Here is a 19,843-nt window from a genome sequence, read left to right as displayed (position 1 = left end):
CAGTCCTGAAAATACAAAACAGCAATGGAGGGGATTTTACGCGCCTGAAGAGGGGCCGGGGAAGGATAAAATCAACTCCCCGGCATTAATGGCTTATTTCAGCTTTGATTGCGCCCAGATAATTCCGCTGGCATATTCCGGCGGCAGTAGGGGAATTAATGCTTCGAGCGTGGCAGTTAGACGTGCAGTATCGCTGTCGCTCAGGTTCAGGTGGCCGACTTTACGCCCTTCGCGCACTTCTTTGTCGTACCAGTGCAGATGGACCAGCGGCAGTTTCAGCCAGTCGTAGTTCAGGTCGCTACCAATCAGGTTCACCATCACCGAAGGATTGTTCACTACCGGCGTCGGTAACGGAAGGTTGGTAATGGCGCGCAGGTGCAACTCGAACTGGCTGATGCTGGCGCCGTTTTGCGTCCAGTGCCCGCTGTTGTGCACGCGAGGCGCCAGTTCGTTAATCAGCAGACCTTCCGGGGTAATGAAACATTCCATCGCCATCACGCCGACATAACCCAGCGCCTGCATGATGGCGGAAAGCATCGCTTCGGCCTGCTCCTGCTGTCTGGCGTTAGCCTGCGGGAACACCACGCTGGTGCGCAGAATGCCGTCCTGATGCAGGTTGTGGGTCAGCGGATAGAAAACCGTGCTGCCGTCATGTGCGCGAGCGCCTACCAGCGACACTTCACCCGAGAAGTTAATGCCCTGCTCGACGATACACTCGCCGTAGCAATCATCCGGCAATTGTTCTGTTTCATTTGCGCGTAAACGCCACTGTCCGCGACCGTCATAGCCGCCAACGCGACGTTTCACAATCGCCAGCTCGCCGAGTTTGTCGAATACTGCAGACCATTCGCTTTTCTCTGCCAGCAGTTGCCACGGCGCGGTTGCCAGGTTGAGTTTGTCAAAAAGCTGCTTTTGCGTCAGGCGGTCGGCAATAATCGGGAAGACATCACGATTCACGAACGCCGGATGGCGTGCCAGCTCGCGGGTTAACGCGGTTTCCGGCCAGCGCTCGATCTCAGCGGTAATGACGCTTTGCTGAAAGGGAACGGCGGTGGGTTCGGCATCCAGCCCGACTGGCCAGACCGCAATGCCCAGCGGCTCGCCGGCCTGGCGCAGCATGCGCCCTAACTGGCCGTTACCGAGTACGCAGACCTGCTTCATGCCGCACCTCGCGGGTCTGGGTTCTCCAGTACCTCATCGGTTTGTGCTTTGCGCCAGTCGCTTAGACGCAGATGCAGTTCTTTATCGTGTGTTGCCAGAATTTGTGCTGCCAGCAGGGCCGCATTGGCCGCACCCGCTTTACCAATCGCCAGCGTACCCACAGGGATGCCGCGTGGCATCTGCACGATCGAATAGAGGCTATCTACGCCGCTCAACGCTGCGCTTTGTACCGGAACGCCTAACACGGGGACCAGCGTTTTCGCGGCAATCATGCCCGGCAGATGCGCTGCACCGCCAGCACCCGCAATAATGACCTGATAACCGTTCTCTTCAGCACTTTCGGCGAAGCTGAACAGTTTGTCAGGGGTACGGTGGGCTGAGACGACTTCAACATGGTGTGGAACGTCCAGCATTTCGAAGATTTCGGCGGCGAACTGCATGGTAGCCCAGTCGCTTTTGGACCCCATCACGATGGCGACACGCGCCGGATTATTGCGGGAAGACATGCGTCTAAAAACTCCTGTGGGTGTGCTTCACACTGCTTTAGAGGCGAGAGAGAATAGCACGTTTTAAAAACAAGGAAAACGATTGCGTTGCTTTACACTTCACTCTTCAAGCTGCCTCTTTGTTGGCTGTATCTGCAGAATTAAAACGGAAAAGCGATCAGTTCAACGTCGTCAGGTGTGACTTTAATCATCGAACCTTCGGTGTGCCAGGCACCTAACACCACGCGGAAAGCGGGTTGCGCATTGGCCGTGAGTTCGTGGACTGCCGGGCGATGGGTATGACCGTGAATTAACCACTGGACCTGATGTTTCTCCATTTCGGCAATGACGGCCTGTGGATTCACATCCATGATCTCCAGCGATTTACTGCTATTGGCAGCTTTGCTGTTGGCGCGCATCTTCGCGGCAATACGTTGGCGAATGAATAACGGCAGGGCGAGGAACAGCTTCTGTAACCAGGGTTGATGCACTTTGGCGCGAAACGCCTGATAGCCTGCGTCGTCGGTGCATAAGGTGTCGCCATGCATGATCAGTACCTTACGGCCATACAGGTCGAGCACTTTTTCTTCGGGTAACAGGGTCATGCCGCTCTCACGGGCAAAACGCTTGCCGATCAGAAAATCGCGATTGCCATGAATGAAAAAGCAGGGAACACCGGAATCCGTCAGCGCTTTTATCGCTGCGGCCATTTCACGATGTAGGGGATTGGGATCGTCATCGCCTATCCAGGCTTCAAACAGATCGCCAAGAATGTACAGCGCATCGACCTTGCGTGCATCGCCGGCTAAAAAACGCAGAAAACCGGCGGTGATCGCCGGTTCTTCCGTGCAGAGATGGAGATCTGCAATAAACAGTGTCGTCACGATTACTCGCTGACGGTCACGTTTTCGATGATAACGTCTTCTTTTGGTACATCCTGATGCATACCGCTGCGACCGGTGGAAACGCCTTTGATTTTATCAACGACATCCATACCTTCGACAACTTCAGCGAATACACAGTAACCCCAGCCCTGCATGCTTTCGCCGGAGAAGTTCAGGAAGTCGTTGTCAGCAACGTTGATGAAGAACTGTGCGGTTGCTGAGTGCGGAGCCTGAGTACGCGCCATTGCCAGCGTTCCACGGGTGTTTTTCAGACCGTTGTTGGCTTCGTTTTTGATCGCCTCTTTCGTGGCTTTTTGCTTCATGCCCGGCTCAAAACCGCCGCCCTGGATCATGAAACCGTTAATAACACGGTGGAAAATGGTGTTGTTGTAAAAACCTTCGCGGCAGTAGTCCAGGAAGTTTTTAACTGTTTCAGGCGCTTTATCATCAAACGTTTTGATTACGATATCGCCGTGATTAGTGTGGAAAGTAACCATTTTTGCATCCTGTTCCGATAGAGTGGTGCTTCGACCCTGGTCAGGGTCACATGATAGGGGCTTGTTATAGCATAACCGCAAGGTTCGATCACCTTGCAAAGTGTGCTGCTTCGGGGCCAATTTATAGGTATTATAGGGCTTTGTTATCCACACACGTCTACACGGAATCTTCGATGTTAAAAATCTTTAATACACTGACGCGCCAAAAAGAGGAATTCAAACCCATTCATGCCGGGGAAGTCGGCATGTACGTGTGTGGCATCACCGTTTACGATCTCTGTCATATTGGACACGGGCGTACCTTTGTTTCTTTCGACGTTGTTGCCCGTTATCTGCGCTTCCTCGGCTACAAGCTGAAGTATGTGCGCAACATTACCGATATCGACGACAAAATCATTAAGCGCGCTAATGAAAATGGCGAGAGCTTTGTGGCGCTGGTTGATCGCATGATTGCGGAAATGCATAACGATTTCGATGCGCTGAATATTCTGCGTCCGGATCTTGAACCGCGTGCTACGCATCATATCCCTGAGATTATTGAAATCACCGAACAGCTGATTGCCAAAGGCCACGCTTACGTTGCCGATAACGGCGACGTGATGTTTGACGTGCCGACCGATCCGCATTACGGTCAGTTGTCACGTCAGGACCTGGATCAGCTGCAGGCGGGTGCCCGCGTGGATGTAGTGGATGTGAAGCGTAACCCGATGGACTTCGTGTTGTGGAAGATGTCCAAAGAGGGCGAGCCGAGCTGGCCGTCACCGTGGGGCGCGGGTCGTCCGGGCTGGCACATTGAGTGTTCGGCGATGAACTGCAAACAGCTGGGCAACCATTTTGATATTCACGGCGGCGGCTCTGACCTGATGTTCCCGCACCATGAAAACGAAATCGCGCAGTCCACCTGTGCGCATGACGGTGAATACGTCAATTACTGGATGCACTCCGGGATGGTGATGGTTGACCGTGAGAAAATGTCCAAATCACTGGGCAACTTCTTCACCGTTCGCGACGTGCTGAAATATTATGACGCCGAAACCATTCGCTATTTCCTGATGTCTGGCCATTATCGTAGCCAACTGAACTACAGCGAAGAGAACCTGAAGCAGGCTCGCTCAGCGCTGGAGCGCTTGTATACCGCGCTGCGCGGCACCGACAAGTCCGTTGCTCCTGCGGGGGGCGAAGCCTTTGAAGCGCGTTTCATTGAAGCGATGAACGATGATTTTAATACGCCAGAAGCCTACTCCGTGCTGTTTGACATGGCGCGTGAGGTTAACCGTCTGAAGGGTGAAGATATGGCGGCGGCGAACGGCATGGCTGCGCATCTGCGTAAGCTTTCCAGCGTACTGGGCCTGCTGGAACAGGAACCAGAAGCGTTCCTGCAAAGCGGTGCGCAGGCGGATGACGGTGAAGTTGCGGAGATTGAAGCGCTGATTCAACAGCGTTTAGATGCCCGTAAAGCGAAAGACTGGGCAGCGGCGGATGCGGCACGCGATCGTCTGAACGAGATGGGCATCGTGCTGGAAGATGGTCCGCAGGGCACCACCTGGCGCCGTAAGTAACTCTGTAATGCCCGGTGGCGCCTACGCTTACCGGGCCCACAAAAGAGCGAGTGTAGGCCGGATAAGACGCAGCGCGTCGCATCCGGCAGATTAATATTTTCGATACCACCACAGCACACCCATCATCATAACTCCCGGTAGCCATACCCACATCAATTCCGAAAGTATCACCTGGTGCCCGTATGGCGTGGCGTAGCGCGGCAGCGCAAACGGCGCGACTTTAATCACCTGCCACGGTGCAAAGAAGCGTTCATCTGACCACGGCCACAGCCAGCCAACGCCTTTCCCTCCGGTGGCTACCGAATCCAGCAGGCTGTGCGACAGCAACGACACCGTCAAAAATAACCAGCAGCGTATTAGTCCAGCCTTAAACCATCGTCGGCCAATCAATACGCAAAGTAGCGGCACGACAAAGGCGAACAGCAACGAGTGGGTAAATCCGCGATGGCCGAAGACGTTACCGTAAGCAACGCCGAGCTTAAATGATAAGACGTCAGCGTCTGGCAGCATCGCCAGAGCGATGCCGGTAAACAGTAATCGCGCAGGGATGACTTTAAGTCCGAGACCTAACCCTAAACAGAGTGGAACGGCAGCGTGGGTAACAATAGTTGGCATGATGATCGCTTCGGGTGAAAAAACAGCATGCTAACAGGCCACGGTGAAGTGGGGATGAAGTCATTATCTGAAAATGGGGGATGTGGCCGGATAAGGTGCAAACCGTCATCCGGCATCTGGGATCACGCGATGACGTTAATGCTGTGTCCTTCAAAGCTGACGGTCTGTCCGGCAACGATTTTGCAGCGCTTGCGCGTTTCAACAACACCGTCGACCTTCACTAACCCTTCGCCAATAGCAATTTTTGCCTGGGCGCCGCTTTCGCTCCAGCCTTCCAGCTTCAGCAAATCGCAGAGTTCAACGTGAGGGTGTTTACCCAGTGAAAATGTGGCCATCTTAAACGTCCTTTACATCATGATATTCAACACACGCCTGCAGCGTGTTTTCGATAAGCGTGGCGACCGTCATTGGGCCAACGCCACCCGGCACCGGCGTAATATACGACGCACGTGCGGCAGCATCCTCAAAGACCACATCACCAACAACCTTACCATTCTCCAGACGGTTGATGCCGACATCAATCACAATTGCACCTTCTTTGATCCACTCACCCGGAATAAAACCAGGTTTGCCAACGGCAACAATCAGCAAGTCGGCGTGCTCGACGTGGCGACGCAGGTCCTTTGTGAATCGGTGGGTGACCGTGGTGGTGCAACCCGCCAGCAGCAACTCCATGCTCATCGGGCGACCGACAATATTGGAAGCGCCAATCACCACGGCGTTCAGGCCATAAGTGTCGATGTTGTAGCGTTCAAGCAGGGTCACGATACCGCGTGGAGTACATGGACGCAGGCGCGGTGCGCGTTGGCACAGACGGCCGACGTTATACGGATGGAAACCGTCGACGTCTTTGTCCGGCGCAATACGCTCCAGAACTTTGACGTTGTCGATGCCCGCCGGCAACGGCAGTTGTACCAGGATACCATCGATGGTGGCATCTGCATTGAGCGTATCGATCAGCTCAAGAAGCTCCGCCTCGCTGGTGGTTTCAGGCAGGTCATAGGAGCGGGAGACAAACCCCACTTCGTCGCAGGCTTTGCGTTTACTTGCCACGTAAATCTGCGAAGCCGGGTTGCTACCTACCAGCACAACAGCCAGTCCTGGGGCGCGTAATCCAGCCGCTAAACGCGCCTGAACTTTTTGAGCAACCTCAGAGCGCACCTGCTGCGCAATCGTTTTACCGTCAATAATCTTTGCTGCCATCAGAGAGAGGATTCCGTCTGTTACGTTAAGTCGAAGGGGATGTGACTATTTTGTCAGAAGCGGGGCGTGCTGTCAGTTTTCGTTTGCGTTTTTACGTGCGGTGGCGTGTTTCGCGTAGCCCGTGAGCGCGGCAGCAGGTGTTGGACGTTGGCGCGTTATTCATAAGCATGCTAATGAAACTTAACCTAAATGAAACAACTCATCACCCTGAAGTTTTCATGGGTAATATCTCAGAAACCAGACTGTTACGTCTTGATATGGATGTTTTTGCCTCATTTCCACCCGGAATTTTCTTAGAGTCCAATAAGAATAAGCCAGGGGCATTAAAAGGAATTACAGGTATTTTTCATTAATTGAAATGTTTAATTTATCCCTGTGACGAATTGTCATATTCGTGAAGATTAATTAGTGAATCAAATACTCAGGAGAGTGGGGGTACACGTTTCGCTAATTCTCTCTCGATATATATCTTTACAGGACGCAGAGATAATTTGCCTGACATTTAATGTCGATAATGATTCAAACGGAGCCCGCAGGACGCTGGCGCCGGATGTGTGTAATTCAAGGGAAATCCATGAAACGTAAATTAATGACCTCTTCTGTTTTTGCCAGCATGATGTTAATGGCGGGCGCAGCGGTGGCGGCAGATCCGGTAAGCGTGAGCGGCGGTACGGTTCACTTTGAAGGTGAACTGGTCAATGCAGCCTGTGCAGTGAGCACTCAGTCAGCCGACCAGGTTGTTACATTAGGCCAATATCGTACCGCCAGCTTCACCGCCGTCGGTGACACCACGGCGCAAATTCCGTTCTCCATTGTGCTGAACGACTGTGACCCGAAAGTTGCTGCGACTGCTGCTGTTGCTTTCTCGGGCCAGACGGATCTTACCAACAACAGCCTGTTGGCTCTCTCCTCCTCGGATAACAGCACCACAGCGGGCGGCGTAGGGATCGAAATCCTCGACAACACCTCCACCGCACTGAAGCCAGATGGCGCGACCTTCTCAACCGCTCAGGCGCTGGTGGAAGGTACCAACACCCTGCGTTTCTCCGCGCGTTATAAAGCCACAGCAACCAGCGCTACGCCGGGTCAGGCAAACGCGGATGCGACCTTCATCATGAAGTACGAATAAGCCGTTTGATTCTCGCAGGGATGACTACCGCCTCATGGGATGAGGCACTATCCGGGGATGATGAAGGATGTGGCAGATGATAGGGAAAGGCGTAGCGCTGGCGGGAATGGTCTGCGTAATGCCGGCGTTTGCACACACCGTGATACTGGAAAGTGGCCGTCTTCATTTACGTGGGCAGTTGGTTAATGGAGCCTGTACGGTTGCCACGGACAGCCAGAGTTTACGGGTGCAAATGGGGCCGTACCGCACTAACGCGTTCTCCGGGACGGGAAGCTTTGCCTCTACCAGCGTACCGTTTTCGCTGCGCCTGACGTCGTGCAGTGCTGATGTTTATGACCACGTGGGGATTGCCTTTGCGGGCGTTACGCCAGCCGAAGATCCACAGGTCTTTCTTGCCAGCGGCGATGCGTCTGCGGCTTCGGGTATTGGTTTGGCGTTATTTGATGAGCGACAGCGACAAATAATTCCGAACGCGCAGCCGCTTCATTATGCCCCGATTTTAACGCAAGAGATGACGTTTCATTTCACTGCGCGCTATCGGGCAGTCTCGGAATATATAACGCCGGGAACGCTTCGTTCAGATGTGTGGTTTACATTGGTGTATCCCTGATTTATTTCCTGACGATAATCACGCCAAAGGTATTTGTAGCTATGTTTAATTATCTAAAATCAGGCTTTATCATTTTACTGGCCTTATTTTCTGCCACCAGTGCGCAGGCCTCTGGAGGAATTGCATTAGGTGCAACTCGCGTTATTTATCCTGCCGAGGCTAAACAAACGTCCCTCGCCATTAGTAATAGTGATACCAAAGAACGTTTCCTGATTAATTCATGGATAGAGAACAGCGCAGGCGTCAAAGATAAATCGTTTGTGGTCACACCGCCGCTGTTTGTCAGTGAGCCTAAAAGCGAAAATACGCTGCGTATCATCTACGCGGGCGAGCCGCTGCCCAAAGACCGTGAATCGCTGTTCTGGATGAATGTGAAGGCTATTCCGTCGGTCAATAAAAACAGCCTTGAGGGGAAAAACGTTCTGCAACTGGCGATTTTGTCGCGCATCAAACTCTTTGTCCGCCCAAATAATCTGCCACAAATCGCGGAAGATGCGCCAGGCATGCTGCAGTTTTCCCGGACCGGCAACCGCCTGAAAATCACCAACCCGTCGGCCTATTACGTCACGCTGGTCAATCTCAATGTCGGAAATACGAAGATTGATAACGTCATGGTTGCGCCAAAAAATGACACGCAGGTCCCGTTGCCGACGGGCGTTCAGGGAAACGTTACATTCCAGACGGTGAACGATTATGGCGCAGTAACCACCGCTAAAACGGTTAGCGTGCGTTGAGAAAACGATGAATAAGACAACGTATTTTCCTGGCCTGTTACCGGGGGTTACGCCACCGCTGGCGGGGGTGGCGTTGTCCACGCTGGCCGCGCTCTTTCCCTCTTTTAGCCACGGTGAAAGCTATTTCAATCCGGCATTTTTATCTGCGGATACCGCTACCGTGGCGGATTTGTCTCGTTTTGAAAAAGGAAATCACCAGCCTGCAGGCGTTTATCGTGTGGATATTTGGCGCAATGACGAGTTTGTGGCCACCCAGGATATTCGTTTCGCCACCAGCGCGGGGAAAGCCGGAGAAAAATCCGGCGGGCTGATGCCGTGCTTTGATCTCGACTGGGTTAAACGCCTTGGCGTCAATATCACTGCGTTTCCGGCACTCAGTCAGGACGCGAACAATAGCTGTATTAATTTGCCAGAGGCGATTCCTGGTAGCGAAATTGCCTTCGATTTTTCTACGCTGCGCTTAAATGTCAGTCTGCCGCAAGCCTCAATGTTGAACAGCGCGCGTGGTTATATTCCGCCAGAGGAGTGGGATGAGGGTATTCCGGCGGCGCTGGTTAACTACAGCTTTACCGGCAGTCGCGGCAGCGATACCGACAGCTATTTCTTAAGCATGTTAAGCGGTCTGAATTATGGCCCATGGCGGCTGAGAAATAACGGTGCATGGAACTACTCGAAAGGTGACGGCTACCATTCGCAAAGCTGGAAAAATATTGGCACATGGCTTCAGCGCGCGATTATTCCGCTGAAGGGTGAGCTGGTGATGGGTGACAGTAACACTGGCAACGACGTTTTTGACAGCATCGGTTTTCGTGGTGCGCGTCTCTATTCGTCTGACAGCATGTATCCCGACAGTTTACAGGGCTACGCGCCAACCGTCCGTGGGATTGCGCGTACCGCAGCGAAACTGACGATTCGCCAGAATGGCTACGTGATTTATCAAAGCTATGTTTCGCCAGGCGCTTTTTCGATAACCGATCTCAACCCCACCTCATCGAGTGGTGACCTGGACGTAACGGTGGATGAGAAGGATGGCAGCCAACAGCGCTATACGGTGCCGTATTCCACGGTACCTCTGCTGCAGCGTGAAGGGCGTTTCAAATATGACGTTGTCGCCGGGGATTTTCGTAGCGGTAATAGCCAGCAGTCTTCGCCATTCTTTTTCCAGGGAACGTTAATCACCGGGCTACCAGAAGGTTACACCGCGTATGGCGGCACGCAGCTAGCCTCACGCTACACCGCGCTGGTGTTAGGCACCGGCCGCAACCTGGGTGACTGGGGAGCCGTCTCTGTCGATTTAACGCATGCCCGTAGCCAACTGGCGGATGACAGTACGCATCAGGGGCAATCGCTGCGTTTCCTGTATGCAAAATCACTGAACAACTTCGGTACCAACTTCCAGCTGTTGGGGTACCGCTATTCGACGCGCGGGTTTTATACCCTCGATGATGTGGCGTATCGCAGTATGGAAGGTTACGAGTACGAATATGACAGCGAAGGGAATCGCCACGATGTTCCACAAGTGAAGAGCTATCACAATCTGAGCTACAGCAAAAAGGGCCGTTTTCAGATCAACATTTCGCAGAACCTTGGCGATTACGGTTCACTGTATGTTTCGGGTAGCCAGCAAACGTACTGGAATACCTCAGATACCAATACCTGGTACCAGTTGGGGTATGCCAGCGGCTGGCAGGGGATTAGCTATTCACTCTCCTGGTCATGGAATGAATCGGTCGGGATCGCCGATACCGACCGCATCCTGGCCTTCAATGTGTCCGTACCGTTCAGTCTGCTGACCGGGCGGCGCTACTCGCGTGATAACGCACTCGATCGCACCTACGCCACGTTTAATGCGAACCGTAACAGCAATGGACAAAACAGCTGGCAAAGCGGTATTGGCGGCACGCTGTTAGATGGGCGCAATCTCAGCTACAGCGTTAATCAGGGACACAGCAGCTCCAACGGGTACAGCGGGAGCGCCAACGCGAACTGGCAGGCGGCCTATGGCACGCTGGGCGTGGGTTACAACTATGACCGTGACCAGCATGACTATAACTGGCAACTCTCCGGTGGCGTCATCGGACATGCGGACGGCATTACGCTCAGCCAACCACTGGGCGATACCAACGTACTGATAAAAGCACCAGGTGCCCAGGGAGTGCGGATAGAAAACCAGACCGGCGTGCACACTGACTGGCGTGGCTACGCGGTCATGCCGTATGCCACCGTTTATCGCTACAACCGCGTCGCGCTGGATACCAATTCAATGAATAACAACACCGATGTGGAAAATAACGTTAGCAGCGTTGTGCCAACGCAGGGGGCACTGGTACGTGCGGCGTTTGATACACGCATTGGCGTGCGGGCGCTTATCACGGTTAACCGGGATGGAAAACCGGTGCCATTTGGGTCGGTGGTACGCGAAACCACGAGCGGCGTCACCAGCATGGTCGGTGAAGATGGACAAATTTATCTGAGTGGTCTACCGCTCAAAGGCAACTTGCTGATCCAATGGGGTGAAGGCGCAAATGCACGCTGTGAAGCGCACTACATCTTGCCTGAAGAGAGCCTGAAACAGGCCGTAACGCTCACCAACGTGACGTGCCAACGACCGTCGGCGCGACAGGGATAATATGATGAAACGACAAACCGGTTTGCTACTGGGAAGCGCTTTACTGCTTATAGCTAATACATCATGGGCGAAGGTCTGCCATAACTCGAACGGAACGCCAACGGACGTTTATTACGATCTGTCGAATGTTTTTAACAGCAGCAATAACCAACCGGGCCAGGTAGTGACATTGCCTGAAAAGTCAGGCTGGGTCGGGGTGAATGCAACCTGCCCGGCAGGGACGACGGTGAATTACACCTACCGAAGTTATGTGACCGAACTCCCCGTGCAAAGTACGGAAAATAACTTTCAGTATCTGAAACTCAATGATTACCTGTTGGGGGCCATGAGTATCACCGACAGCTACGCCGGGTTGTTTTATCCCCCACGCAATTATATCCGCATGGGGAATCACCCCAACGTTTCCAAGCAGCAGCCTTTTGGCGTGATGGATTCGAAGCTGGTGTTTAAATTAAAAGTGATTCGCTCATTTATCAACATGGTGCCGATCCCGCGACAGACGATGTTCAGTGTCTATGTCACTACCAGCACGGGAGATGCGCTGAGTACGCCGGTTTACACCATAAGCTACAGCGGCAAGGTGGAAGTTCCACAAAACTGTGAGGTGAATGCCGGGCAAATCGTGGAGTTTGATTTTGGCGATATTGGTGCCTCGTTGTTCAGCAAGGCGGGGGCCGGTAACCGGCCCGAAGGTATCAATACGCAAACGAAAACGGTCGCCATAAAGTGTACAAATGTTGCCGCGCAAGCTTATCTGACCATGCGGGTCGAGGCCGAAAAAGCGTCCGGGCAAATGATGATATCGGACAACCCCGATTTAGGTTTTATCGTGGCCGACAGCAGCGGTAAACCGCTGACCCCCAACAATCTGTCCAGCACCATTCCCTTTCAGTTAGATGATAACGCTGCCGCACGGGTTGGCATTAGAGCATGGCCAGTCAGCGTGACGGGCAATAAACCAGCGGAAGGGCCTTTCACCGCCCGTGGCTATCTGCGAGTTGATTATGAATAAGCCGAGAACAATGAGACGTCGTGCGCTTTTCGTATTGATATCCGCAGTGTCAGCCAGTTCGCTATGTCAGGCGGATACCTCGCTGGGTGAGATTAATATCGAACTGCACGGTAATATCGTGGACTTCACCTGTGCGGTTATTGCCAGTGACAATAATAAGTTGGTTGAATTAGGCACCTGGCCGACAAAACAACTAAAGACCACCGGGGATACGACCCAACCGGTTCCCTTTACGTTGAAACTTGAAGGCTGCCCGCCGGGGTCGGCCTCGATAACCTTTTCCGGCACACCGGCAGCGGGTACCACGTTGTTGGCGCTGGACGATGCCGTGATGGCACAAAAGGTCGCGATTGAATTGCACGATAGCGACCGTACGCGATTACCGCTTGAACAAGCCAGCCAGGCAGTAAACATTGATGAGAATGGCAATGCGATGATGACTTTTTTTGCCAACTATATTGCGCTGGCAGAGGGCGTTCAACCGGGGATCGCGAAAGCAGATGCTACGTTTATGATTAACTACAATTGACATCATGCGCTGATAAAGCCCTCCCGAACGACGCCGCGCCGGGAGGGCGATCACATTAATTCATGCATCTTTGCATAATCGATTAGCTCAACAATGGTATGCAGCCCGAGCTTGGAATAGATGTTAGCTTTGTGAGCACTGATTGTTTTATTACTCAATAAAAGTTGCTCAGCAATCTCTTTATTAGATAACCCATTTGCCAGATAACGTAAAACTGTAACCTCGCGATTCGATAACGGCATGTCATTCAGCACACCTTTGCGTATATTAATATTATTAATAAAATTAAGCGTATCTGAAGGGAAAAATGAATATCCTGATAAAATCATTTTTACCGCGTTATAGATATCATTGAGATCCTTTCGTTTGCTGACGAAGCCATTGGCACCGGCGCGGATTGCCCGTCCGGCATAAAACGATTCAGACTTTGAGGATAGAAACAACACCCGGGTTTTTTCCTGCAGAGATTTTATTCTCTTGAGTAATGTAAACCCATCGGAGCCAGGTAGTTCAATATCCAGAATGACCAGATCGACTGGATAGGTCCGTAGATGATCTATTGCTGCACGACTGTCATCGGTTTCCAGAACAACCTGAATATTACTATTTTTTTCGAGCAGTACTTCTATCGACATTCTGACAATAGGGTGTTCGTCCATAATGATAACGGATGCTGGTTTCATTGTTGTATGCCTCAAACTGTTTGTGTATCTTGCGATTTTGATAAAACATCAGGCGTTATAATATTGTCAAATAGCCAAGGATTGCTCTGGAAGAAGAACCGAATAAATATTATGTCATCCTTGTTTATTCGGCTGTTCTACGTCAGAACAATGAGTTTGTGGAATATCCATTTCACACCAGGGAAAACTTACAATTAATCAGAAAACAGTGAGGATTATACCTGCTCTGCACTTTCGGAAAAGGCTTATAGCACGTAAGTTCATAATGTCTGTTAGGATATCCTGAAAGATCAGGGCATGGTAATGACTATTGATATTAATCTCCTGCTGTTTGAATTATGGCAGATTGAAAAAATTTTTTAAATAGTAAAAACGACACAATGGGCTAATTGTTTAGGTTTTGTTAAGGCGGCGAGGCAATTCTTTTTTGTCGAAATGTACTGAATCTGTCAGCTAAGGCAGGATACCTGCGCGACATATAATACCAGGAATAGTTGTAAATATTAAATGTTTGTAAAAATCACATTCGTTTTCTCGGTTGAAAATAAGTAATTTCCTATAAATTCTTATATCACAGAGGGTTAGAGTGTTAAATTAAATGGGGAGAGGTAACGCTCAGGCGATGTATCAGATGCAAAAAACGTTGGCGATGTGGCAACCCCAGCCGCGTGATCAGCTGGTTCAGGCGATAGATAACGCGGTGATAGGGTTGAGCCTGCAGCAGAGCAATCTTCTTTAATGATTTACCTTGTGACAGTAATGAGATCATCTCCCAGTCAGTCTGATTTATGTGCCCGGAGTGAATATGATCCGGCTCCATCGATAATAAAGCATGGCGCATCTCCGGAAGGCGCTGACGGCGCGGCAGGATATAGAATGGCCCAGCCATCGCAATAAAGTGCCTGAGCGCTTCGTGGCGACTGGGAAGTAATATGAAAATTTGAATGTTAGCCTGTTCTTTAATGAGTCGGCGAAGATATTCCAGAACATCGAAATATGAGCGTGATGCACCATCCATATCAACCACCAGCTGACTAGCTTCAGACTCTTTCAACAGCGGCAGGGCCGATTCAATCGTCTGGAAGATGGCCGTATGTGTACCAGAAAATAAATAGCGATTTAGTGTGTAGCCGAGATAGTTGTCGGTTGTGATAATCGCTTGAGATATTGTGTCGTCCGGTAATGTGTAATCGAGTTTTTGAGCCAGATACTCAATTCTGTCAAATTCCTGCGGTGCACAGTGATCATATTGCCAGGTACAGTGGGCGTTTCGTAAACGGCGATGCCGTTCCCGGCGTTTTACACTGCGCATCCTTCCTTTTTCCCTGTCCGTATCTATAGCGCCTGCTCTGGATAAATGGCTGGCCACAAATATCCCTGACCCAAATTTGCGCCAGCGCGCAGGGCAATTTCCTGCTGTTGTTGCGTTTCAATTCCTTCAACTACCACCAAGCTGGCGATTGCGCGCCCCATCTGAATAACCTGGCGGAGTCTTTCTGGCACATGGCTGAGTGTCCAGAACGTATTTTTATCTAACTTCACCCCTGACAAATGCCAGTTGGCTGCGGTGAATGTGCCCAGCAGTTGCTCATTGACATCATCCAGCCATATTGGGATACCATGGTCTTCAAGATGTTGAATTACGCCGTAGACGATCGCCCGCTGGGGTGTACTTAAAGAATAAAACGTATTTGGATCTTGTATTTCGATAATCAAGCTGGACGGAGAGGGCGTAATCAGGGAATGGAATAGCGGCCAACTCAGGAAGGCTTGCATCGGTAAATTCAATGAGTAGCGCAGACTCTGTTGATCGCACTTAATTTTGTCAATTTGCTGATAAAACAGCTGCAGTCGATGCTGAACCGACAGTTGGTGAAAATATTTTTCACTGTTTATATTTGCGGGAAGATGCGTGAGGACCTCACAACCGTATCTCAACGCGGTAGACAAATCGACAATGGGCTCGAATTTAAGTGCGAATTGCAGGGGTTCTGCATCGCTGTTTTTGGCGGTAAAGACAGAGTGCTCAGATTTATCATTCCATAATAACAGGCTCGGTGCCACGATATCCCCCCTGACGTCAGAGCAAATATTACCGAGTGTGTCTATTTGTTTCCCCGGAAATAATATACATAGGGTATTCTGGCAGCATGCGATTAGGTACAGTAGGCGCCGATACTTAATTGATGATGAGACATTTCTCAATAAAATACCCGACAGCAAGATTCACTCTACTGTTGCAGAAAACTCAGGTGTGCCCTGATATACCTTAAAAATTGCTGATCATTTTTCACATCCAGCTTTTTCATAATATGGCGGCGAGTTGCTCTGGCCTGGATATCGCTGATGGAGAGAAGATGTGCTGTTTCAGCGAGCGTGTTACCGCTGGCAAGTAGTATTAAGAACTGGCGTTCCTCCACCGAAAAGTTGCGGGTAGTACAGTAATGGCAGATGGTTGCAGGCACACTGTGGCGGAGCGCGCGTTTTTGCAGAATCAGGATCAATTTTTGGGTTATCGCTTCAACATTATCTTCCCGATAGATCAGCGGCAGCATATACAGGCAAGGGCGAAACATCAGCTTATCTTTATCGCCTCCGTTGCAGATGATAACCCGATGCTGGCGTCTGGTGTGGACGGGAACCTGATAACATCCTGCACTGAGCCAATCGTCATCCAGCGAAATAAAGGCGATGTCTGCGCGATCGATATCTTCGGTAGGTAAAAAGCAGATGTCCTGATGCCACTGATTTGCCAGGCGGGAGATGATGATTTTCAGCCCATGTTCGAAATGACTATTTTCTTCCTTGATAGCGATACTTAACATTGACGAGGTCCTGAACAGCAGGGAAGTGGTTGGGGAATGTTAAGCAAAATCATTAATTTTCTAAATACTTGTAACCTTAAATCCCACATTATGCTGGCTGAGTTGTTACCAGGTGATTTCCTGGAACCTCATGAACGACCAGAAAAAAACAACATTCGTACACTTCGTCAGCAACCGGAACAAAAGGCATTGACTCAGCAGGCGCTGACCGTATAATTCACGCGTTTCATCTGCATGAAGTCATCACTTCTCTATGCGCCCTTAGCTCAGTTGGATAGAGCAACGGCCTTCTAAGCCGTAGGTCGTAGGTTCGAATCCTACAGGGCGTGCCATTTAAAACCAATGAGTTACGCAAAACCCTTCACTAAAAACCACACATCCAAAAAGTTTATGTAACGGCTGGTGTAAGTGAATTTTTTCAACACCCATCAACGTTAATGTGGACTAGCCAGCATCCCCGGATAGTGCTTCGCCACAATATCATTCATCTTTTCTGTCAGATCGTAGCGCTTAAAAGTGATGTGCGCGGTTCCCTTCTGAAAGTAACGAATACTGAAGAAATCATCTTCGTAAACACCCTTCGAAGGGTTATCTCGAATATGCTCCATCAACCGAGTAGTAACATCACCACGGTTGTCGGGTATCGATTTACCATCCAGCAGAAATAACATTCGTTCCAGGTCTGCTAGTTGATCCCTACGCCAACCCCAGTTCAGACTGAATCCCCAGCGATTGTGACTCACCAGATTGTTGACGATGATCTTTTTACCAAAGCTGCAGGGACTATTGGTTTTGTAGTTCCACGACAGGCCTTTGAAGACATTGATAATGCCACGCTCAAATACATCCATTTTGTTCAGATGCAATTGCTCAAATGTACTGAGGATATTCGCCTCGCTGATGGCAGGCAGATCCCCCTCCTCCAGGTTCTTATGCCACAGGTCACGGGCCTGAGCATCCATCAAAGCCATCATGCCAGACTTCAACATCAAATCGCGCCAGATACTACGGTCAATATTGCGGGTAACGGCAGGCAGCGCTTTATCGACCTTTTCGGTCATCCAGCTATCGTAACGATGCCCGGCTTTCATCGCCCAGTCTTGCGCTGTACCACCGCCAATTTCTGAGGTTAACCGTGAAATGGCATCAAGCTGCTCAATGAGTTGTTCTATCTGTTTAAGTGCTGCATTGCGGCCTGTCACTATGCGTTCAATACTGGTCGAGCAAATCAGCTCGCTATGATCGGTTAATACTTTAGCTTTAGTTTGCATGACATTTTGTCCTTAAAAAGCAAACGCGCCCGCCGGGTAATGGCAGGCGCATTATGCAATATGTAAACAAGGGGGAAAGATCAGAAATATAAATCGGGAAGGTTGTACGCAATATTCAGCGTACTGCATTGTTACGGTTTTTCCGCAACAAGCCAGTTGCCTGCCGTGCTCGCAGAATATCTACAGCCCGAAGATAAGGTGATTGTTCCTGCCAACTAAACCTTCTGCGATCGATACGAACAAGCTCGTATTTTTCCACCAGAAAGTTAACGGCATTGGCCAGCGTGATACCTGCATCGATATGTTCCTGTATAACGGATTCATCCCTGAACGGCGTGTCGTTCAGGGTCAGGCCGTAGTGTTGTTCCAGCAGGCGTGTCAGTAGAATTTGCCAGATAGCCACGGGTGTCAGGCAGGGTTTTACCGCCCGCGAAGTTGCTGCAGATTGAGGTTTCATGTTTGCTCTCGTGAAAGTAATTAGCGCTTAGTGGGGTAAATGGCGATGTATACGTAGCCGCAACTGCCGAGGGTGTCGGCTTCGCAGGTAAAACCGGTGTGGTACAGGGTGACGCAATGAACGTGTAGGGGATTCAGTTCACCGGTGGTCAGCATCGATTCCATCTGGCTGATAAAGTGCGGGAATGTTTCATCCAGCTTCTGGCATTCGGCGTCACTGAACTTGCCGGTCATGCTGGCCCGGTCAGCTAAATAATGCAGCCGGTTCCCCTCCTGCACCAGACGGGCTCCCAGACGTGGCGTGATATCCCGCCGCAGGCCCCATGTGATGTTGCTCATTGATAACCTCCTTTACTGTCAGTTCAGGGTGATACTCATCAGGCAGGCGTAAGGCCCGTTGCGGTCCTGGCGGCGTTCGGCGTACACAGCCAGGACTCCTGTGATATCCGGAACGTCCCTGCCGGTGTAATGACAGACGCTACCAAGCCACTGATATTTTCCGGTGCAGTAGCGAAAGATCCGGGACTCAGGATGCTGGCGGTATATCGTCATTGCCCTGCGTTTACTGATAATTTTCATGTCATACCTCACAGCAGACCGTGTTCTGCGAACGAATAGATTTGCCTGCCACCGACAATCAGATGGTCAGGGACACGGATATCCACCAGCTGAAGCACCTGAACCAGTCGCTGCGTGAGGGTTTTGTCGGCCTGGCTAGGTGTCGTCTCGCCGGAAGGATGGTTATGCGCGAGTATCACCGCCGCCGCGTTGAAGTGCAGAGCACGTTTGACCACCTCCCGGGGATGCACCTCGGTGCGGTTAATCGTGCCGGTGAAGAGCGTTTCATGGGCAATCAACTGATTCTGGTTGTCCAGATACAACACCCGGAACTCTTCCCGCTCAAGCGCGGCCATATGCAGTCGCAGCCATTCACGTACGGCGTGGGTAGAGGTGAAGGCTACGCCGGGCTCATGCAGGTGGCGGTCCAGAGCCCTGAGCGCCCGCTGAATGAGACGCCGGTCCTGTGGCGTCATCTCGCCGGGTAAAAAGGAAAGCTGTTTCATCTGTTGCTCCTTCGGTCAGTCGATAATACGCAGAATGGCGTGAGCCTCTGGATGTTGCATGGCATACTCCCGCAGGCGGTAATAGTGTGCGGTCATCGCGTCACATTCTGTACGGCAGGCATGGTGGCTATACGCAATCAGGCAGACAGCAATACCTGCTGCTTCTGCACTCATTTGGGCATCGTTACCGTTCAGGCAGTTAAACAGACGCCATGTCTCATCGTTGTCAGGCTCGGGGGACATAAATGCGCCGCCATTGCTGAGGGTGTAGAACGACCAGATACCACCGCTGTAGCCCTCACAGAAGCGGTCCATCCAGGCGAAGATATGCGGCTCCAGGAGTAGCCACTGCGGGATAGCGCCAAAGTACTGTGGCCAGAAATCGATACGCTGTTCATCGGGGACCGGCGTGACGGTCAGTTCAAATTCGGGTTGGTTAGCGGGTGCGAGGTCGTGCTGCGTCTGTGTTGTCATGGGTATGTCTCCGTCAATAAAAA

General features: G+C 51.2%; 25 protein-coding genes and 1 tRNA gene. 9 read left to right on the top strand and 17 right to left on the bottom strand.

From position 1 onward, the window contains the following. Positions 1-93 precede the first annotated feature (93 nt). From purK to ppiB, 4 genes are all read right to left on the bottom strand, one after another. Positions 94-1,161, bottom strand: coding sequence for a 5-(carboxyamino)imidazole ribonucleotide synthase (gene purK, locus HV261_RS19950; RefSeq protein ID WP_202039234.1), 1,068 nt, complete (start codon positions 1,159-1,161; stop codon positions 94-96). Beyond that, entirely contained in the window at positions 1,158-1,667 is a 510-nt protein-coding gene (purE, locus tag HV261_RS19945) for a 5-(carboxyamino)imidazole ribonucleotide mutase (protein ID WP_202039233.1), read from the bottom strand. Before purE ends, purK begins: the two co-directional genes overlap by 4 nt. 140 nt (positions 1,668-1,807) lie before the next feature. Beyond that, positions 1,808-2,530: a UDP-2,3-diacylglucosamine diphosphatase gene (gene lpxH / locus HV261_RS19940; RefSeq protein WP_202039232.1), complete on the bottom strand. Its 723-nt coding sequence runs from the start codon at positions 2,528-2,530 to the stop codon at positions 1,808-1,810. A gap of 2 nt (positions 2,531-2,532) precedes the next feature. Continuing rightward, the gene (ppiB, locus tag HV261_RS19935) at positions 2,533-3,027 is read right to left on the bottom strand and encodes a peptidylprolyl isomerase B (RefSeq protein ID WP_003021875.1); all 495 of its coding nucleotides are present in this window, start codon (positions 3,025-3,027) and stop codon (positions 2,533-2,535) included. 173 nt (positions 3,028-3,200) lie between these two features. Between ppiB and cysS the strand changes: the two genes are divergently transcribed. After that, positions 3,201-4,586, top strand: coding sequence for a cysteine--tRNA ligase (gene cysS / locus HV261_RS19930; RefSeq protein WP_202039231.1), 1,386 nt, complete (start codon positions 3,201-3,203; stop codon positions 4,584-4,586). 90 nt (positions 4,587-4,676) lie between these two features. Here cysS and HV261_RS19925 read toward each other — a convergent pair whose 3' ends face one another. The 3 genes from HV261_RS19925 to folD all read right to left on the bottom strand — a co-directional run bounded on the left by HV261_RS19925 (position 4,677) and on the right by folD (position 6,404). Next, positions 4,677-5,201: a metal-dependent hydrolase gene (locus HV261_RS19925; RefSeq protein WP_202039230.1), complete on the bottom strand. Its 525-nt coding sequence runs from the start codon at positions 5,199-5,201 to the stop codon at positions 4,677-4,679. Between the two features lie 122 nt (positions 5,202-5,323). Continuing rightward, on the bottom strand, positions 5,324-5,536 hold the full coding sequence (gene ybcJ, locus HV261_RS19920) for a ribosome-associated protein YbcJ (protein ID WP_137384578.1): 213 nt from the start codon (positions 5,534-5,536) through the stop codon (positions 5,324-5,326). Position 5,537: 1 nt separating this feature from the next. Continuing rightward, the gene (folD, locus tag HV261_RS19915; RefSeq protein ID WP_137384577.1) at positions 5,538-6,404 is read right to left on the bottom strand and encodes a bifunctional methylenetetrahydrofolate dehydrogenase/methenyltetrahydrofolate cyclohydrolase FolD; all 867 of its coding nucleotides are present in this window, start codon (positions 6,402-6,404) and stop codon (positions 5,538-5,540) included. Positions 6,405-6,978: 574 nt separating this feature from the next. On the opposite strand from folD, the gene fimA reads away from it, so the two are divergent. The 6 genes from fimA to sfmF all read left to right on the top strand — a co-directional run bounded on the left by fimA (position 6,979) and on the right by sfmF (position 13,047). Then, complete coding sequence (fimA, locus tag HV261_RS19910; RefSeq protein WP_005122056.1) at positions 6,979-7,533, top strand: type 1 fimbrial major subunit FimA; 555 nt, start codon at positions 6,979-6,981, stop codon at positions 7,531-7,533. Between the two features lie 76 nt (positions 7,534-7,609). Next, entirely contained in the window at positions 7,610-8,143 is a 534-nt protein-coding gene (gene fimI / locus HV261_RS19905; RefSeq protein ID WP_202039727.1) for a type 1 fimbrial protein subunit FimI, read from the top strand. A 41-nt stretch (positions 8,144-8,184) separates the two neighbouring features. Beyond that, the gene (fimC, locus tag HV261_RS19900) at positions 8,185-8,877 is read left to right on the top strand and encodes a type 1 fimbria chaperone FimC (protein WP_202039229.1); all 693 of its coding nucleotides are present in this window, start codon (positions 8,185-8,187) and stop codon (positions 8,875-8,877) included. Between the two features lie 7 nt (positions 8,878-8,884). Next, the gene (locus HV261_RS19895; RefSeq protein WP_202039228.1) at positions 8,885-11,506 is read left to right on the top strand and encodes a fimbrial biogenesis usher protein; all 2,622 of its coding nucleotides are present in this window, start codon (positions 8,885-8,887) and stop codon (positions 11,504-11,506) included. 4 nt (positions 11,507-11,510) lie between these two features. Continuing rightward, positions 11,511-12,518, top strand: coding sequence for a type 1 fimbria D-mannose specific adhesin FimH (gene fimH, locus HV261_RS19890; protein ID WP_137384701.1), 1,008 nt, complete (start codon positions 11,511-11,513; stop codon positions 12,516-12,518). Between the two features lie 10 nt (positions 12,519-12,528). Further along, positions 12,529-13,047: a fimbria assembly protein gene (gene sfmF, locus HV261_RS19885; RefSeq protein ID WP_202039227.1), complete on the top strand. Its 519-nt coding sequence runs from the start codon at positions 12,529-12,531 to the stop codon at positions 13,045-13,047. Between the two features lie 50 nt (positions 13,048-13,097). On the opposite strand, the gene fimZ is transcribed toward sfmF, so the two are convergent. The 4 genes from fimZ to fimW form a co-directional block, all read right to left on the bottom strand. After that, positions 13,098-13,730, bottom strand: coding sequence for a fimbria biosynthesis transcriptional regulator FimZ (gene fimZ, locus HV261_RS19880; RefSeq protein ID WP_005122050.1), 633 nt, complete (start codon positions 13,728-13,730; stop codon positions 13,098-13,100). Positions 13,731-14,319: 589 nt separating this feature from the next. After that, complete coding sequence (gene fimY, locus HV261_RS19875) at positions 14,320-15,042, bottom strand: fimbria biosynthesis regulator FimY (protein ID WP_202039726.1); 723 nt, start codon at positions 15,040-15,042, stop codon at positions 14,320-14,322. A 23-nt stretch (positions 15,043-15,065) separates the two neighbouring features. After that, positions 15,066-15,794, bottom strand: a complete 729-nt coding sequence (locus HV261_RS19870; protein ID WP_202039226.1) for an EAL domain-containing protein — start codon at positions 15,792-15,794, stop codon at positions 15,066-15,068. Between the two features lie 167 nt (positions 15,795-15,961). Next, positions 15,962-16,555, bottom strand: coding sequence for a fimbria biosynthesis transcriptional regulator FimW (fimW, locus tag HV261_RS19865; protein ID WP_202039225.1), 594 nt, complete (start codon positions 16,553-16,555; stop codon positions 15,962-15,964). 36 nt (positions 16,556-16,591) lie between these two features. Between fimW and HV261_RS19860 the strand changes: the two genes are divergently transcribed. Together HV261_RS19860 and HV261_RS19855 are read left to right on the top strand one after the other, a co-directional pair. Next, a complete protein-coding gene (locus HV261_RS19860; protein WP_202039224.1) occupies positions 16,592-16,771 on the top strand; it encodes a hypothetical protein in 180 nt (59 codons plus the stop codon). 39 nt (positions 16,772-16,810) lie between these two features. Continuing rightward, a tRNA-Arg gene (locus tag HV261_RS19855) sits at positions 16,811-16,887 on the top strand. A gap of 102 nt (positions 16,888-16,989) precedes the next feature. Here HV261_RS19855 and HV261_RS19850 read toward each other — a convergent pair. The 6 genes from HV261_RS19850 to HV261_RS19825 all read right to left on the bottom strand — a co-directional run bounded on the left by HV261_RS19850 (position 16,990) and on the right by HV261_RS19825 (position 19,820). Next, the gene (locus HV261_RS19850) at positions 16,990-17,826 is read right to left on the bottom strand and encodes a DUF4942 domain-containing protein (RefSeq protein WP_049100278.1); all 837 of its coding nucleotides are present in this window, start codon (positions 17,824-17,826) and stop codon (positions 16,990-16,992) included. Positions 17,827-17,941: 115 nt separating this feature from the next. Beyond that, complete coding sequence (locus HV261_RS19845; RefSeq protein ID WP_049100280.1) at positions 17,942-18,283, bottom strand: TA system toxin CbtA family protein; 342 nt, start codon at positions 18,281-18,283, stop codon at positions 17,942-17,944. A gap of 20 nt (positions 18,284-18,303) precedes the next feature. After that, positions 18,304-18,621, bottom strand: a complete 318-nt coding sequence (locus tag HV261_RS19840; protein ID WP_023326101.1) for a type IV toxin-antitoxin system YeeU family antitoxin — start codon at positions 18,619-18,621, stop codon at positions 18,304-18,306. An 18-nt stretch (positions 18,622-18,639) separates the two neighbouring features. After that, positions 18,640-18,861, bottom strand: coding sequence for a DUF987 domain-containing protein (locus HV261_RS19835; RefSeq protein WP_023326102.1), 222 nt, complete (start codon positions 18,859-18,861; stop codon positions 18,640-18,642). An 8-nt stretch (positions 18,862-18,869) separates the two neighbouring features. Then, positions 18,870-19,346 (bottom strand): JAB domain-containing protein, encoded by a 477-nt coding sequence (locus tag HV261_RS19830; protein WP_000811693.1) that lies wholly within the window; start codon positions 19,344-19,346, stop codon positions 18,870-18,872. Positions 19,347-19,361: 15 nt separating this feature from the next. Continuing rightward, on the bottom strand, positions 19,362-19,820 hold the full coding sequence (locus HV261_RS19825; protein WP_000211838.1) for an antirestriction protein: 459 nt from the start codon (positions 19,818-19,820) through the stop codon (positions 19,362-19,364). Positions 19,821-19,843: the final 23 nt, after the last annotated feature.

This window comes from Citrobacter sp. RHBSTW-00671 (assembly GCF_014103415.1).
Lineage (GTDB): Bacteria > Pseudomonadota > Gammaproteobacteria > Enterobacterales > Enterobacteriaceae > Citrobacter.
Note: the sequence above shows the minus strand (reverse complement) of the source record. Positions and strands in the feature narration are given on the sequence as shown.